The following is a 16000-nucleotide window of genomic DNA, read 5'->3' on the forward strand; positions in this document are numbered from 1 at the left end:
GAGGTCGCACGCAGAAGATGTGAGTTTTCCGTACCGCCAGGTCACGGAGGGGCCGAGGGCCGCCCTCGCACGACGGGCGGCCGACGCGCCGGTACGTCACGAGGTCACGCCCGCGCGGAGGTGTCGGGGAGCACGGGGACGAGGTGGTTCCAGCGGGAGATCTCGCAGCCGTCGCTGCGGTCGTACGTCGCGTCGACGGGCCGCCCCTGCCAGGTCCCCGTCACGCGCGCGGTGGCGGGCCCGCCGTACTGCATGGTGCACATCGCGCCGCGCGGCGTCCTGGCGAAGGGGTCCTTGCCGTAGACCGTGACCTCGTCGAGGCGCGCGCACGCCTTCTCGGCATTCGGGTGCGTGCCGCCCGTGCGATGACAGTCGAGTACGTACGTACCGTCGTCGCTCCCCGAGTCGGCGACGGTGATGGTGAGCCGGTCGGTCGGGGCTACGGGGTGCTCGGCAGCCTGCGCGGCGGGCGGCACGGCGGACAGCGCGGCGGCGGAGGCGGCGGCGGTGAGGAGGAGACGGCGCAGCATGGGGACTCCACAGGGGTCGGCGGAACGTGCACGGGTGGCTCTACCGCTTCTAACGCCGTCCGTCGCGGGACGTCACGGACGGGATTCCGGACGGGGTTGCGTACGAGGTCGCGGACGGGGTCGCGGACGGGGGGAAGCGCTTTGCCCTGCGGGGCGCGCTCCTAGTACCGTGGAGGCCGCGATTGGTGACACGCCGCCTGGCTGTGTCATCATCTGCACGCACCCCCGCGCTCGCGGCGGTGTGCAAGCTGGAGGCGTCGCCTAGTCCGGTCTATGGCGCCGCACTGCTAATGCGGTTTGGGACTTAAATCCCATCGAGGGTTCAAATCCCTCCGCCTCCGCTGCAAGCCCGAAGCCCCGGTCGTCCGCGACCGGGGCTTCGGTCGTTCCCGGGACCGCGGGCGTGGCCGGACGACTGGCTGCTGGGGGGAGCCGCTGGGAGACCTACTGGGGAGACCTACTGGGGAGACCTGCTGGGGGTGTCTGCCCAGCTCAGGGCGGCCTCAGGGCGGCTGCGGGAATCGGATTTCGCCTCACGGCGCAGGTCATGTAATGTTGTTCTCGCAACGCCGACGGGGCAGAAAAAACCCCGGAAGCACAAGCACTCGTAGCTTAACGGATAGAGCATCTGACTACGGATCAGAAGGTTGCAGGTTCGAATCCTGCCGAGTGCACACAGGTCAAAGGCCCCGCCGGTTCGCCGGACGGGGCCTTTGGCGTTCGTGGGTGACATCAACCGTCGTCCGGACTTCGTACGTAGAGCAGTCCCATCAGGGAGCCGCTGCTGACGATGTCGCGGCGGTCGGTCATGGGTCGCACGTCGGTCAGTGGGATCCCCTTGATCCGGTTCGACTCATTCTTCTCGGTCGGTGGTCCCTCGTACGTTGCTCCGTCGGCTGAGCTGGTCCGCATATAACTGGTCCGGGTGGCCGGAGGAGCGGTATGCGCTGTGGTGGGCGTGGCCCGTGTGGCGGATGTGGCGGGTGTACTGCCCGGTGGAAGGGGTGCGCGGCGGTGGAGTGGCGTTGTGTGGGGCTCGGGTGGCCGGAGGGGATGCCCGTGCTGCGGTGGGCGGGGGGCCGGACCAGTTCGCTCGCGTACGGGCAGGCGGTCGGGTTCCGGGCCGTGGGTGAGCGGCGGTGCGTGGGGGCGCGGGGGAACGCCTGTCCGCTGCGGGCCGTGGTGCCAGGCCGGGCCACGCAGGCGCGGTGCCCGGAGTGCGCGCGGCTCGACCGGGCCTTCTCCGTGGCCGCGGACGGGGTACCCGACGATCCGCGTACGTACCGGGTGTACCTGGCGTGGTTCGGGCCGGGGCTGGTCAAGGTCGGCATCACCGCGGAGGAACGGGGTTCCGTACGGCTGCTCGAACAGGGTGCCGTGGCGTTCTGCTGGCTCGGGCGCGGGCCGCTTATGGCGGCTCGGCGGACGGAGGAGTTGCTGCGGGCGGCACTGGGGGTGCCGGACCGGGTGCCGTACGCGCGCAAGCGGGCGGTACGGGCGGCGTTGCCCGACTGGGGCGAGCGGGACCGGGAGTTGGAGGAGCTGTACGGGCGGGCCGTGGCCCTCGACGGCTGGGCCGAGGCGTTGCGACGGCTGGACTTCGAGGCGGTCGACCACGCCCCGGCATTCGGCCTCGCGGCTCTTGAGGGCGAAGCCACCGGAGTGGTACGGGAGCTGGTCGCCGACGGGAGCGTCGGGGGGCGGCTCGTGGCGGCCGCCGGGCCGGATCTCCACCTGGAGGTGGCGGGCGTACCCGGGCTCCTGGTCGTTGATACGCGGGTGCTCGTGGGGTGGACGCTGGTGAGGGCGGATGCGGGGGGTGGCGTGAGCGTGCCGGTGCGGGAGATCGGGGGCGAGGAGGCGGGGCGCGGTGCGGAGCAGGAGGGGCTCTTCTGACGGGGCCGCTCCGCTCTGCTTGTTCCGCTGCGGGTGGTCTTTGGCTGGGGGGGGCTGCGCTGAGCTGGCCTGGCTTGGGGTGAGCTGGGCTGGGGTGAGCTGGGCTGGGCCGGTGCGGGTGGTCTTTGGCGGGTGGGCGCCTGGGCTGGCCCTCGGCAGGGTCGGTGCGGTGCGGTGCCGTGCGTCCACGGTCGGTCTCCTGCCTCCGCCAGACTTGGCCTTCGGCTGGCCTCCGGCTCGCCATGGTCGCCTTCCAGCCGCGTCGCGGTGGTTCTGCGGACTTCGTCAGAGTCGGCCTTCGGTCCGCGTCGCGGTTGGTCTCCGGCCTGCGCCGGAGCCGGTCTGCGGTCCGCCCACGGTCGGTCCTCGGTCTCCGTCAGAGTCGGCCTTCGGCCTGCCCGCAGCCGGTCTCCGGTCGTTGCCCAGGGCCGGGCTCCGGCGTGGGAGTGAGCGGGCGGCGGCTTCGACGCGCAACGCGCAGCGGGCGACGGTGGCCTCGACGGCGAGGGAGGCGGGCGTGGCTTCGACGCGCAGCGGGCGGCCGGGGTGTCGACGCCGAGTGAGTCGGCCCCGTGGCCTCGACGCGGGATGAGTCGGCGTGGCTTCGGCGGTGAGGGAGGCAGCCGTGGCTTCGACGGCGAGGGAGGCGGGCGTGGCTTCCACCGCGCGTGAGGCGGCCTTGGCTTTCTCAGGGATTTCATAGGTTCACGCAAGGGAGCTCTCACGGTCGCCGCCCAAAGTTTGGGGTATGACCACGATCTCGCCCCAGGCGCACGCGCACTCCGCACTGCTCAGGCCGGACGGGAGCCCCGTCCGCGTACTCGTGGTGGACGACGAGGTGTCGCTCACCGAGCTGTTGTCCATGGCCCTGCGCTACGAGGGCTGGCAGATCCGCAGCGCGGGCGACGGGGCGGGTGCGGTGCGGGTCGCGCGTGCCTTCCGGCCCGATGCCGTGGTGCTCGACATGATGCTGCCCGACATGGACGGCCTCTCCCTCCTCGGCAGACTGCGCCGCGAGATGCCGGACGTGCCCGTGCTGTTCCTGACCGCGAAGGACGCGGTGGAGGACCGCATCGCCGGGCTCACGGCCGGCGGCGACGACTACGTCACCAAGCCCTTCAGCCTGGAAGAGGTGGTGGCTCGGCTGCGCGGGCTCATCCGGCGGGCCGGGGCCGCCGACAAGCGCAGTGAGTCGACGCTGGTCGTGGGCGACCTGACCCTCGACGAGGACAGCCATGAGGTGACGCGGGGCGGGGACTCCATCCACCTCACCGCCACCGAGTTCGAGCTGCTGCGCTACCTCATGCGCAACCCGCGGCGCGTGCTCAGCAAGGCGCAGATCCTCGACCGGGTGTGGAACTACGACTTCGGGGGCCAGGCCAACGTCGTCGAGCTCTACATCTCGTATCTGCGCAGGAAGATCGACGCGGGCCGGGAGCCGATGATCCACACGCGGCGTGGCGCCGGGTATCTGATCAAGTCCGCCGTGCCCGTGCCTTCGTGAGACGGGCACGGACTCCGAGACGGGCACGGACTCTGATACGGGCACGCACTCTGATACGGACACGGCCCCGGCAGCGCACCCGCACCCGCACCCTGCGCACGCGGCTCGTGCTCTCCGCCGTCGCGCTGATCGCCGTCGTCTGCGCGGTGATCGGGACCGTCACGACCATCGCCCTGAAGTCGCACCTGTACGAGCAGCTCGACAGCGCTCTCGCCCAGGTGGCCGACCGCGCCGCCGGGCCCTCCGCGCAGCCCGGCGGCGACCTCCCCGGCAAGCACGCGGACGGCCCCCCGACGTCACGCGACCCGCTGGAGTTCGTCTCGCGCGGCCCGCAGGAGATCGGCACGATCGGCGCCGAGGTACACGGCGGTTCCCTCGGCCGCGCGCTGGTCAGCACCGAGGCGGAGAGCGTCGGCGAACTGCCCGACGCGACGCGCCTCGACACGGACCAGGTCGACGCGCTCGCCTCCGTACCGAGGGACGGCGACGAGCACAACGTCGACATTCCGGGCCTCGGCGAGTACCGCGTCACGTACGCGTCCGGCGTCATCGGCGACTTCGTCGTCGGCGTTCCGACCGCCAAGGTGGCCAACACCCTCAGCACGCTGATTGTCGTCGAGGTCAGCGTCACCGCCGCGGGCCTCGCCGCCGCCTCGCTCGCGGGCGCCGCCATGGTCGGGGTGGCCCTCCGCCCGCTGCGCAGGATCGCCGCCACCGCCACCCGCGTATCCGAACTGCCCCTGCACAGCGGCGAGGTGGACCTGCGCGAGCGCGTCCCGTACGCCGATCCGCACACCGAGGTCGGCCAGGTCGGCGCCGCGCTCAACCGCATGCTCGACCACGTCCACTCCGCGCTCGACGCCCGTCAGCGCAGCGAGACACGGGTACGCCAGTTCGTCGCGGACGCCAGCCATGAGCTGCGTACGCCGCTCGCCTCCATCCGCGGCTACGCCGAGCTGACCCGTCGCGGCCGGGAGTCCGCCGGGCCCGACACGCGGCACGCCCTCGGGCGGATCGAGTCCGAGGCCGAGCGGATGACCGGGCTCGTCGAGGACCTGCTTCTGCTCGCGCGGCTCGACGCCGAGCAGCAGGAGGGCGCGGGGCTCGCGGGCGGCGGGGGCGTGCGCGCGTCGGCGTACCGGAGCGGTGACCTCACCCCGCTCGTCGTCGACGCCGTCAGCGACGCCCGTGCCGCGGGACCCGGCCACCTCTGGCGGCTCGAACTTCCGGGCCCCGACGAGCCCGCCCTGGTCCGCGCCGACACCGACCGGCTGCACCAGGCCCTGGCCAACCTCCTCGCCAACGCCCGTACGCACACCCCGCCGGGCACGGAGGTCACCGTCCGGGTGCGCGCGGCCGGGCCCCGCGTCCGCCTCGAAGTGCGGGACGACGGCCCCGGCATCCCCGCCGAGCTGCTGCCCTCCGTCTTCGAACGGTTCGCCCGCGGCGACGCCTCCCGCTCCCGGCAGGCCGGTTCCACGGGCCTCGGCCTGGCCCTCGTACGCGCCATCGTGACCGCGCACGGCGGCACGGTCACCGTGGAGAGCGTGCCGGGGCGGACGGCCTTCACCGTCGAGCTCCCCGCCGAAGCCCCAGGGCCGCCCCCTCGGGCCACCCCACAGCCCACTTTGCAGCTCGCCTCACAGCCCACCTCGCAGTCCACTGCGTAACTCGCCTAGCAGCCCACTTCGCAGCTCGCCTCACAGCCCACTTCGTAGCTCGCCTCGCAACCCGCCTTACAGCTCACTTCACAGCCCACCTCACAGCCGGACCACAGCCTCACCACACACCCCTGACAGACCACTTGGCGACCGTCGGTGGCATGCGAACCGACCCTTCACCGGACGCGCCCGCCCCGGCGGCCACGCGAGCCGTTCCCGCTCGGGCGCAGGGCGCCCTGCCGGCCCGGGAGCACCTCCCCGCCGCGTGGCGCGAGGTCCCCGTCCTCGATGTCGTGATCCCCGTCTACAACGAGGAGAAGGACCTCGGACCGTGCGTCCGGCGGCTCCGCGACCACCTCGTCCGCACCTTCCCCTACCCCTTCCGCATCACGGTCGCCGACAACGCCTCCACGGACCGCACCCCGGCGGTCGCCGCCGGGCTCGCCGGCTCCGTGGCGGAGGTGCGCCACGTCCGGCTGGACCAGAAGGGGCGCGGCCGGGCGCTGCGGGCCGTCTGGTCGGCCTCGGACGCGCCGGTCCTCGCGTACATGGACGTGGACCTCTCCACCGACCTCAACGCGCTGCTGCCGCTCGTCGCCCCGCTCATCTCGGGCCACTCGGACCTGGCGATAGGTTCGCGCCTCGCGCGCAGCTCACGGGTGGTGCGCGGCCCGAAGCGGGAGTTCATCTCGCGGGCCTACAACCTCATCCTGCGCGGCTCCCTGCACGCCCGGTTCTCCGACGCCCAGTGCGGGTTCAAGGCGATCCGCGGTGACGTGGCGCGGGTGCTGCTGCCGCTGGTCGAGGACACCGGGTGGTTCTTCGACACCGAGATGCTGGTGCTCGCCGAGCGCGCCGGGCTGCGCATCCACGAGGTGCCGGTCGACTGGGTCGACGACCCGGACTCCACGGTGCACCTGGTCAAGACGGCCACGGACGACCTCAAGGGCGTGTGGCGGGTGGGCCGTGCGCTCGCGGTCGGCGCGCTGCCGCTCGACCGGCTCGCCCGCCCCTTCGGGGACGACCCCAGGGACCGGGAACTCGCCGGCGTCCCGCGCGGCCTCGCCCGCCAGCTCGTCGGCTTCTGCGTGGTCGGCGCCCTGTCGACCCTCTTCTACCTCCTGCTGTACAGCGGCTTCCGTACGTTCACGGGGTCCCAGGCGGCCAACGCGCTCGCCCTGCTGGTGTCGGCCGTGGCCAACACAGAGGCCAACCGGAGGCTCACCTTCGGCGTACGCGGCAGAGACCGCGCGGTCCGCCACCAGGCGCAGGGTCTCGTCGTCTTCGCGATCGGCCTGGCCCTGACCAGCGGCTCGCTCGCGGCGCTCGGCGCGGCCTCCGGCGACCCGGCGCACTCCACGGAACTGGCGGTCCTCATCGCGGCGAACCTCGCGGCGACGGTCCTGCGGTTCCTGCTGCTGCGGGCCTGGGTCTTCCCGGACCAGCGGCCGGCGGAGCCCACGTACGACACCGACGACACCGACGACACCGACGACACCGACCACACCTACTGCACGTACGACACGTACGGCACCACGACGCCGGCCACGGCCCCGGCCGATACCCCGGCCGAGACCCCCGCCGACACCCCGGCCGAGACGAGGAACGCCCGATGACCACCACGACCCCCGCCGCCGTGCCGCACGCGGCGCCGCACGGGCCCCGGGCGTCACTGCCCGCCCGCCTCTGGCGCGGGCGCCCCGACGACCCCCGCTGGGCGCGCCCCGCGCTGCTCGGCCTGCTCCTCGCCACGGCGGCCCTCTACCTCTTCAACCTCAGCGCGTCGGGCTACGCCAACTCCTTCTACTCCGCGGCCGTCCAGGCGGGCAGCCAGAGCTGGAAGGCCATGTTCTTCGGCTCGCTCGACGCGGGCAACGCGATCACCGTCGACAAGCCCCCGGCCTCGCTCTGGCCGATGGCGCTGTCCGTACGGCTCTTCGGGCTCAACTCCTGGGCGGTCCTTGCCCCGCAGGTGCTGATGGGGGTCGCGACGGTCGGCGTGCTCTACGCGGCCGTGCGGCGGCGGTTCAGCCCGGCGGCCGGTCTGATCGCGGGCGCGGTCCTGGCGCTCACGCCCGTGGCCGCGCTGATGTTCCGCTTCAACAACCCCGACGCGCTGCTCGCCCTCCTGATGACCGTCACGGTGTACTGCGTGCTGCGCGCCCTGGAGCACGGACGCACCAAGTGGCTGGTGTGGGCGGGCGTCGCGGTGGGCGTCGCCTTCCTGACGAAGACGCTCCAGGCGTTCCTGATCCTGCCGCCGCTGGCCGTCCTGTACGCGGTGTGCGCGCCGGTACGGCCGCGCAGGCGCTTCGGGCAGCTCGCCCTCTCCGCGGTCGCGATGGTCGTGTCCGGCGGCTGGTGGGTCGCGGTCGTCCAGCTGTGGCCCGCGTCCTCGCGCCCGTACATCGGCGGTTCGCAGAACAACTCCTTCCTGGAGCTGACCTTCGGCTACAACGGGCTCGGCCGCATCATCAACGGCGAGGAGACCGGCAGCGTCGGCGGTGGCGGCGGTCCCGGTGGCGGTGGCGGTGGTGGTCAGTGGGGTGAGACCGGCTTCGGGCGGATGTTCAACTCCGAGGTCGGCAGCCAGATCTCGTGGCTGCTGCCCGCCGCGCTGGTCCTCCTGGCGGCCGGTCTCGTGCTCACCCGCAAGGCGCGCCGCACGGACACCGCGAGGGCGGCGTTCGTGGCGTGGGGTGCTTCGCTCCTGATGACCGCGGCGGTCTTCAGTTTCATGGCGGGGATCTTCCATCAGTACTACACGGTGGCGCTCGCGCCCTACATCGCGGCGCTCATCGGCATGGGGGCCACGGTCCTGTGGGAGGAGCGGGCCTCGTGGCCGGCGTGCGCGGCGCTCGGCGTGACGGTCGCGGCCACGGCGGTCTGGGCGTACGTCCTGCTCGGCCGGGTCCCCGACCACCTGCCGTGGCTGCGCTGGGCGGTGCTGTCCGTCGGCCTCGTGGGCGCGGTGGGCCTGCTGCTCGCCGGGCGGTTCGGCCGCCGCCTCGCCCTCACCACGGTCGGCGTGAGCCTCGCGGCGTCCCTGGCGGGCCCGGTGGCGTACACCCTGTCGACGGTGGACAGCGCGCACACCGGCTCGATCGTCACGGCGGGCCCGGCGTCGGCCGGGCGGATGGGACCGGGCGGCGGCCCCGGTGGTGGCGGCCCCGGCGGCGACGGCGGCATGCGCATGCCGGGCCAGGGCGGCGGCCAGGGCGGTCCGAACGGCGGCGGTACGGGTCAGCCGCCGACCGGCGGCCCCGGTGGCCCCGGGGGCAACGGGCAGGCGCAGCAGGGCCGGCCAGGCGGATTCCCCGGTGGCGGCTCGCGCGAGGGCGGCGGGGGCGGCGGCATGGGCGGTCTGCTCGACGGCGCCCAGGTCTCCGCCAAGGCGAAGAAGCTCCTGGAGAAGGACGCGGGGCGGTACACCTGGGCCGCGGCGGCCATCGGCTCCCAGAACGCGGCGAGCTACCAACTCGCCACCGGCGAGCCCGTGATGGCCATCGGCGGCTTCAACGGAAGCGACCCGTCCCCGACGCTCGCGCAGTTCAAGCAGTACGTGGCGGACGGCGAGGTCCACTACTTCGTCGCGGGCGGCGGCGGCATGGGCGGCGGCAAGGGCACGTCCTCGGCGATCACCTCCTGGGTGGAGTCGACGTTCAAGAAGGTGACGGCGGGCAGCGCGACCTTCTACGACCTGACGCAGCCGAAGAAGTAGCGCGCGGCGGGGGACGGACGGGGGCGGAGGGCGACGGGGCGGAAGGACGGCGGAGGACGGACGGCAGAGGACGGACGGCAGAGGACGGACGGCAGAGGACGGACGGCAGAGGACGGACGGGGGAGGACGGACGGGAGCGGACGGACGGGGGAGGACGGACGGGAGCGGACGGACGGGGGAGGACGGACGGGAGCGGAAGAACGACGGAGGGCGGAAGGCGGACGGCAGAGGACGGACGGGGCGGAAGAACGGGGGCGGAAGAACGGCGGAGGACGCACGGGAGCCGACGGGCGGGGAGCGGACGGACAGGGAGCCGACGGCCGGCAGCCGACGGCCAGGCAGCCGACAACCGACAGCCGACGGCCAGGCAGCCGACAGGCAGCAGCGGCCAGACCAGAGCCGACGGACAGGCAGCAGCGGCCAGACCAGAGCCGACGGGCGGGGAGCGAACAGCCAGGCAGCCGACGGACAGGGAGTCGGCGGCCAGGCAGCCGACGGGCCGCAGCGGCCAGACCAGAGCCGGCGGGCGACCGGCGGCGGACGGCGGACGGTGGGCGACCGGCGACCGGCGACCGGCGACCGGCGGCGGACGGCGGACGGTGGGCGACCGGCGGCGGGCGGCCGGAAGTTAAACGCCTTGTACGGCGTATGGGAGTAGCTCTACGGTGTACGGGAAACGTCCCGTACACCGTAGAGCAGTCGTCATCCCCCTCGGCTGCCCCGTCCCCCGAAGGAGCCCCATGACGGCGACGACCGCCGAGACATCGGCCGCCCCGCCCCGGCACCCGCAGCGCTGGCTGATCCTCGGCGTCATCTGCCTCGCCCAGCTCACCGTGCTGCTCGACAACACCGTCCTGAGCGTCGCCATCCCCTCCCTCACCCGGGAGCTGGACGCGTCCACGTCCGACATCCAGTGGATGATCAACGCGTACTCGCTCGTGCAGTCCGGCCTGCTGCTCACCGCGGGCAGCTCCGCCGACCGCTACGGCCGCAAGAAGATGCTCATGGCGGGCCTCGCGCTCTTCGGCGTGGGATCGCTGGTCGCGGCGTTCGCGCAGTCGTCGGCGCAGCTCATCGCCGCCCGCGCGGGCATGGGCGTCGGCGGGGCGCTCCTGATGACCACGACGCTCGCCGTCGTCGTGCAGATCTTCGACGACTCCGAACGGGTGAAGGCGATCGGCCTCTGGTCGACCGTCAGCTCCCTCGGCTTCGCGGCGGGACCCCTGCTCGGCGGCTTCATGCTGAACCACTTCTGGTGGGGCTCGATCTTCCTGGTCAACATCCCCGTGGCACTGCTCGGCCTGGCCGCCGTCGCCAAGCTGGTGCCGGAGTCGAAGAACGTCCGGGGCGACCGCCCCGACCTCCTGGGCGCGCTGCTCTCCACGGTCGGCATGACCTCGGTGGTCTACGCGATCATCTCGGGGCCCGAGCACGGCTGGACGTCGGCGCAGGTCCTGGTGTCGGCGGTCTTCGGCGTACTGGTTCTCGGGGCCTTCGCGCTCTGGGAGCTGCGCATCCCGTATCCGATGCTGGACATGCACTTCTTCCGCAACCAGCGCTTCATCGGGGCGGTGGCGGGCGCGATCCTGGTCGCCTTCGGGCTCAGCGGCTCGCTCTTCCTGCTCACCCAGCACCTCCAGTTCGTCCTCGGGTACGAGCCCCTGGAGGCGGGGCTGCGGACGGCGCCGCTCGCGGTGACCATCGTGGCCCTCAACCTGTCGGGCGTCGGCGCGAAGCTGCACGCGAAGCTGGGCACGCCCGTGACGATCCTGGCCGGCATGAGCGCCCTCGCGGCCGGGCTCGCGGTGATCGCGCTCCTCGGCGGCGACGCCTACGACGGCATGCTGGCGGGGCTCGTGATCATGGGCGCGGGCATCGCGATCGCCATGCCCGCCATGGCCAACGCCATCATGAGCGCGATCCCCGTGGAGAAGGCGGGCGTGGGCGCGGGCGTCAACGGCACGCTCGCGGAGTTCGGCAACGGTCTGGGCGTCGCCGTGCTCGGCGCGGTCCTCAACTCCCGCTTCGCCTCGCTCGTGGCGGTCTCCGCGGCGTCCTTCCCGGCGGCCGTGGCCGCGGCGGAGTCCGAGGGGGAGCGGGAGCGGATCGCCGACGCGTTCTCCTCGGGCCTTGAGACCAGCCAGCTGGTGGGCGCGGTCGCGGTGTTCCTCGGCGGCGTCCTGGCGGCAGCGTTGCTGCGCAGGGCGGAGAAGGCGGACTCCGTGGGGACGAAGGCGGCATAGCATCCTGGTGGGGGCTCAGAGAACCGATCAGGAAGGTGCGCCATGGTCAACGCGGCCGGCCGCACGGGGAACACGGCGCGGACCAGCGTCTGGCTACAGGGCAAGGCATCCCGTGGCGGCACCCGCAAGGGCGATCAGCCGAGCGGGCTCGACCGTGAGCGGATCACCGGGGCCACGGTGCGGCTCCTGGACGCCGAGGGCTTCGCGAAGTTCTCCATGCGCAGACTCGCGACCGAGCTGAACGTCACGGCGATGTCCGTCTACTGGTACGTGGACACCAAGGACGACCTGCTGGAACTCGCCCTGGACGCGGTGTGCGGCGAGATGCGGATCCCCGACCCGCAGCAGGAACCCGACGCCTGGCGGGACCAGCTGCGGGCCCTCGCGGAGGAGTACCGGGCGCTGCTGGTCCGCCACGCGTGGGTGTCGCCGCTGGTCGGCCGCTTCCTCAACATCGGCCCGAACTGGCTGGCCTTCGCCGTCGCGATCCAGCGGACCGTACGCAACAGCGGGCTTCCCGCGTACGCGCAGAACGGCGCGATCTCGGCGGTCTTCCAGTTCGTGTACGGCTTCGGGACCATCGAGGGCCACTACATCGCGCGGTGCGCGGAGGCCGGGATGTCCCAGGACGAGTACTACCGGGAGGCCATCGGCACCGTCCACCATGAGCTGGCGGCGCACGAGGTCCTGGAGAGCGCGAGCGAGCTGATCGAGGCGCGGGGCGGTGACACCGTCCAGGAGATGTGGCACCGGGACTTCACGGTCGCCCTGGACCTCATGATCGCCGGGATCGAGGCGTTGCTCTCCCGGGGATAGCCGGTCGCCCGGCCGGCCCCGAGGAGAGGTGCGCCGGCGCGTCAGGCCTGGGGCAGGCCCTCGCCCTGGACGGCCTGGATGTCCAGCTCCACCCGCAGCGTCGTGCCGATCGCCGAGATGCCCGCCTGGACCACCTGGTTGTAGTTCATGGCGAAGTCCTCGCGGCGCAGCTCCGCCGTCGCACGGAACGCGGCGCGCGTGCCGCCCCACGGGTCAGCGCCGGTGCCGAGGTAGCTGAGCTCCAGGTCGACGGGGCGTACGACGCCGTGCATGCCCAGCTCACCCTGGACCGTCCAGCGGTCAGGGCCCGCGGGCGTCAGGCCGGTCGAGCGGTAGGTGATCTCCGGGTACCGCTCGACGTCCAGGAAGTCCGCCGACTTCAGGTGCCCGTCCCGCATCGCGTTGCCCGTGTCGATCGAGGCCGAGCGGATGACCGCCTCGACGCGCGACTTCTCCACGTCCTCGGCGATCTCGACCCGCCCGCCGAACTCCAGGAACCGCCCGTGCACGCTGGTGATCCCGAGGTGCTGCGCGACGGCGGCGACCGTCGAGTGCGCGGGGTCGACGGTCCACGGTCCGGGCGGCGGCAGCTCGGTGCCGCCCTGCCGGGCGAGGACGACGTTGCCCACGTCGGCCCGCCCACTGGCGGTGACGAGGGCGGTCGAGGCGACGGGCGCGTAGCCGACGGCGGTGACGATGACCGTGTAGGGGCCGGGCGGCAGCGCCGTCGCGTCCCGTACGAGTCCCTCTTCGTCCGTCGCGGCCCGCAGCACCTGCGCCCCGGTCATGTCGGTCACCGTGACGACGGCGTGGGGCACGGCCCACCCGTCACGCGTCCGGATCCGAGCGTTGAGTCCCATCCCGTTTTCACTCCTTGCCGGGCCTCCGTCAGCGGAGGCCATAAAAAGATCAAGAAAGATCAAGAAAGATCAAGTCTCGCGAGTTCGACCGCCGCGGATCGGTGAGGGCTCCTCGCGGAGAGCCCCCGGGCCGGTGGTGGCCGGCCGTCCCCTGCCGTGAATGCCACCACCGGCCCGGGGGCCCGTTCCGCAACCGGCCCGTGGCCACGCCTCCGCTCGGGGCGCGGCCGCGGGCCGGGGCCGTCACTCGCCCGGGTGGGCGAGTTCGATGTCGTGGCCGTCGACGCCGCTGCCGGTCACCGTCAGGCCGGTGGCCACCGGCGGGTAGCCGGTCGCGATGACCGTGTACTCGCCGCTGTCCAGGTCGGTGAAGCCGTAGGCCCCGTCCGACCCCGTGGTCGCGGTGGCGACGACGTTGCCCGCGGCGTCCACCAGGGTGACGCGGGCGTCGTTCAGCGCCGAGCCGCCCGCACGCACGGTGCCGAGCACCTGCGCGCCGGAGTTGAGCTCGACCTCGACCCGGGTGACACCGGCGCCGCCGATCTCGACGGGCAGGGCCATCGGCCGGTGACCCGCGGCGTTCACCGCGATGGTCACGGTGCCGGGCACCAGCTCGGCGAAGGCGAACTCGCCCTGCTCGCCGGAGAGCCCGGTGGCCAGGACGTCACCGCGCACGTCGGTCACGATGACCATGGCGCCGGAGACGGGCAGCTTGCTGTCCGCGTCCCGCACCAGACCACTGAGCCCGCTGGTGCCGCTGAGCAGGATGTCGTACGCGAGGGCGTCCTCGCCCACGACAACCGTCGAGGCCTGCGGCTGGAACCCGTCGGCGGACGCGATGAGCACGTACGAACCGGCGCCGGGGGCGTCGACCGCGTACGAACCGTCGCCCTGCGCGACCGACCGGCCGAGCTGCCGTCCCCCGAGGGAGATCAGCGTGACGGCGGCCTGCGGCACGGGCGCGCTCTCGGCGCCACGGACGTAGCCGTGGACCGGGATGCCGCCGGTGATCGGCGGGAGTTCACCGGAGCCCGGCTGGGCGGCGGACGCCACGGCGGCGAGCCGCTGGGTGCCCTCGGGGCCGGCCTCGGTGTGCGAGGCGACGGAGGCGAGGACGGGCTGCTCGGCGGTCGCCGTGGCCGGAGCCACCGCGTCGGCGGAGCCGGCCGTCTCACCGGCGGCCTGGGCGAGGGCGCCCGACGTACGCAGCGGGACCTCCTTGATGAAGATGGTGATCACGAAGGCGATCAGCGCCAGCGGCGCGGCGATCAGGAAGACGTCGGCGATGCCGTGCCCGTACGCGCTCTCCATCACCGTGCGGAACGGCTCGGGGATCTTGTCCAGGTCGGGGATGCCGCCGCCACCGGTACCGCCGTGGCCGAACTGGGCCGCGGCCTTCGGGCCGAGGTCGTTGACGCCGTCCTTGACGTAGTCGCTGATCCGCGTGGCCATGATCGCGCCGAGCGCCGAGACACCCATCGCACCGCCCAGGGAGCGGAAGAAGGTGACGGTGGAGCTGGCGGAGCCGAGGTCCTCGGGGGAGACCTGGTTCTGCGTGCAGAGGACCAGGTTCTGCATCATCATGCCGATGCCGAGACCCATCAGGGCCATGAAGATCGCGATGTGCCAGTACTCGGTGTCGTACCGGATGGTGCCGAGCAGGCCGAGGCCCGCCGTCACCAGGAAGCCACCGCTGACCAGCCAGGCCTTCCACTTGCCCGTCTTGGTGATGACCTGACCCGAGACGGTCGACGAGATGAACAGGCCGCCGATCATCGGGATCGTCATGACACCGGACATCGTCGGGGACTCGCCCCGCGCCAGCTGGAAGTACTGGCTGAAGAAGACCGTGCCCGCGAACATCGCGACACCCACGAAGAGCGAGGCGAGCGAGGCGAGCGTGATGGTGCGGTTGCGGAAGAGCCGCAGCGGGATGATCGGCTCGGCGGCCTTGGACTCGATGAGTACGAAGAGCAGGCCGAGGATGACCGAACCCGCGACCATGGCTCCGGTCTGCCAGGACATCCAGTCGTACTTGTCGCCCGCGAAGGTGACCCAGACGAGCAGCAGGCAGACGGCGGCGCTGATGAAGAACGCACCGGTCCAGTCGACCTTCACGTCGCGCTTGACGACGGGGAGCTTCAGCGTCTTCTGGAGAACGATCAGCGCGATGATCGCGAAGGGCACGCCGACGTAGAAGCACCAGCGCCAGCCGAGCCAGGAGGTGTCGGTGATGACACCGCCGAGCAGCGGGCCGCCGACGGTGGCGACCGCGAAGGTGGCGCCGAGGTAGCCGGAGTAACGCCCGCGCTCACGCGGGGAGATCATCGCGGCCATGACGATCTGCGCCAGGGCGGAGAGACCGCCGACGCCGATGCCCTGCACGACACGGCAGGCGATCAGCATGCCGGAGCTCTGCGAGAGACCGGCGACGATGGAACCGCCGACGTAGATGATCAGGGCTATCTGGACCAGGGCCTTCTTGCTGAAGAGGTCCGAGAGCTTGCCCCACAGGGGGGTGGTCGCCGTCATCGCGAGCAGCGAGGCGGTGACGACCCAGGTGTAGGCGGACTGGCCGCCTCCGAGGTCGCCGATGATTTCGGGCAGGGCGTTGGAGACGATCGTCGACGACAGGATCGCGACGAACATGCCGAGCAGCAGCCCGGACAGCGCTTCCATGATCTGCCGGTGCGTCATCGGAGCGTTCTCGCCGGGGTGACCGTGAGCTGCTCCGTGCTTGGCATGGCTGCCCCGCACACCGGCTGGTGT

The 16000-nt window shown here is 72.4% G+C and carries 10 protein-coding genes, 2 tRNA genes and 1 pseudogene; 9 read left to right on the plus strand and 4 right to left on the minus strand.

Going from position 1 to position 16000, the window contains the following annotated elements:
* Positions 1-104 precede the first annotated feature (104 nt).
* Positions 105-530, minus strand: a complete 426-nt coding sequence (locus tag ACZ6JY_RS06415; protein WP_469192805.1) for an SSI family serine proteinase inhibitor — start codon at positions 528-530, stop codon at positions 105-107.
* Positions 531-780: 250 nt separating this feature from the next.
* On the opposite strand from ACZ6JY_RS06415, the gene ACZ6JY_RS06420 reads away from it, so the two are divergent.
* Together ACZ6JY_RS06420 and ACZ6JY_RS06425 are read left to right on the plus strand one after the other, a co-directional pair.
* Positions 781-871: transfer RNA gene (locus ACZ6JY_RS06420), tRNA-Ser, on the plus strand.
* 260 nt (positions 872-1131) lie between these two features.
* Positions 1132-1204 (plus strand) — tRNA-Arg (locus tag ACZ6JY_RS06425).
* Positions 1205-1262: 58 nt separating this feature from the next.
* On the opposite strand, the pseudogene ACZ6JY_RS06430 reads toward ACZ6JY_RS06425, so the two are convergent.
* Positions 1263-1427 (minus strand): annotated as a pseudogene (locus ACZ6JY_RS06430) (NUDIX hydrolase); the annotation flags it as partial.
* Between the two features lie 156 nt (positions 1428-1583).
* Here ACZ6JY_RS06430 and ACZ6JY_RS06435 point away from each other — a divergent pair.
* The 7 genes from ACZ6JY_RS06435 (at position 1584) to ACZ6JY_RS06465 (ending at position 12371) form a co-directional block, all read left to right on the plus strand.
* Positions 1584-2426, plus strand: a complete 843-nt coding sequence (locus ACZ6JY_RS06435; RefSeq protein ID WP_469192807.1) for a DUF2797 domain-containing protein — start codon at positions 1584-1586, stop codon at positions 2424-2426.
* Positions 2427-3174: 748 nt separating this feature from the next.
* Positions 3175-3930 (plus strand): response regulator transcription factor, encoded by a 756-nt coding sequence (locus tag ACZ6JY_RS06440; protein WP_469192809.1) that lies wholly within the window; start codon positions 3175-3177, stop codon positions 3928-3930.
* 35 nt (positions 3931-3965) lie between these two features.
* Positions 3966-5600 carry a sensor histidine kinase gene (locus ACZ6JY_RS06445; protein ID WP_469193027.1) on the plus strand — a complete coding sequence of 545 codons (1635 nt, stop codon included), beginning with the start codon at positions 3966-3968 and terminating at the stop codon, positions 5598-5600.
* Between the two features lie 152 nt (positions 5601-5752).
* A complete protein-coding gene (locus ACZ6JY_RS06450; RefSeq protein WP_469192811.1) occupies positions 5753-7207 on the plus strand; it encodes a bifunctional glycosyltransferase family 2/GtrA family protein in 1455 nt (484 codons plus the stop codon).
* Positions 7204-9312, plus strand: coding sequence for an ArnT family glycosyltransferase (locus ACZ6JY_RS06455; RefSeq protein ID WP_469192813.1), 2109 nt, complete (start codon positions 7204-7206; stop codon positions 9310-9312). Before ACZ6JY_RS06450 ends, ACZ6JY_RS06455 begins: the two co-directional genes overlap by 4 nt.
* Before the next feature lie 740 nt (positions 9313-10052).
* Positions 10053-11555, plus strand: a complete 1503-nt coding sequence (locus ACZ6JY_RS06460) for an MFS transporter (RefSeq protein WP_469192815.1) — start codon at positions 10053-10055, stop codon at positions 11553-11555.
* Positions 11556-11597: 42 nt separating this feature from the next.
* A complete protein-coding gene (locus ACZ6JY_RS06465) occupies positions 11598-12371 on the plus strand; it encodes a TetR/AcrR family transcriptional regulator (protein WP_469192817.1) in 774 nt (257 codons plus the stop codon).
* Between the two features lie 41 nt (positions 12372-12412).
* On the opposite strand, the gene ACZ6JY_RS06470 is transcribed toward ACZ6JY_RS06465, so the two are convergent.
* Positions 12413-13231 (minus strand): YceI family protein, encoded by an 819-nt coding sequence (locus ACZ6JY_RS06470; protein WP_469192819.1) that lies wholly within the window; start codon positions 13229-13231, stop codon positions 12413-12415.
* A gap of 243 nt (positions 13232-13474) precedes the next feature.
* The gene (locus ACZ6JY_RS06475; RefSeq protein ID WP_469193029.1) at positions 13475-15928 is read right to left on the minus strand and encodes an MFS transporter; all 2454 of its coding nucleotides are present in this window, start codon (positions 15926-15928) and stop codon (positions 13475-13477) included.
* Between the last annotated feature and the right edge of the window lie 72 nt (positions 15929-16000).

The organism is Streptomyces sp. NPDC046335 (genome assembly GCF_055587985.1).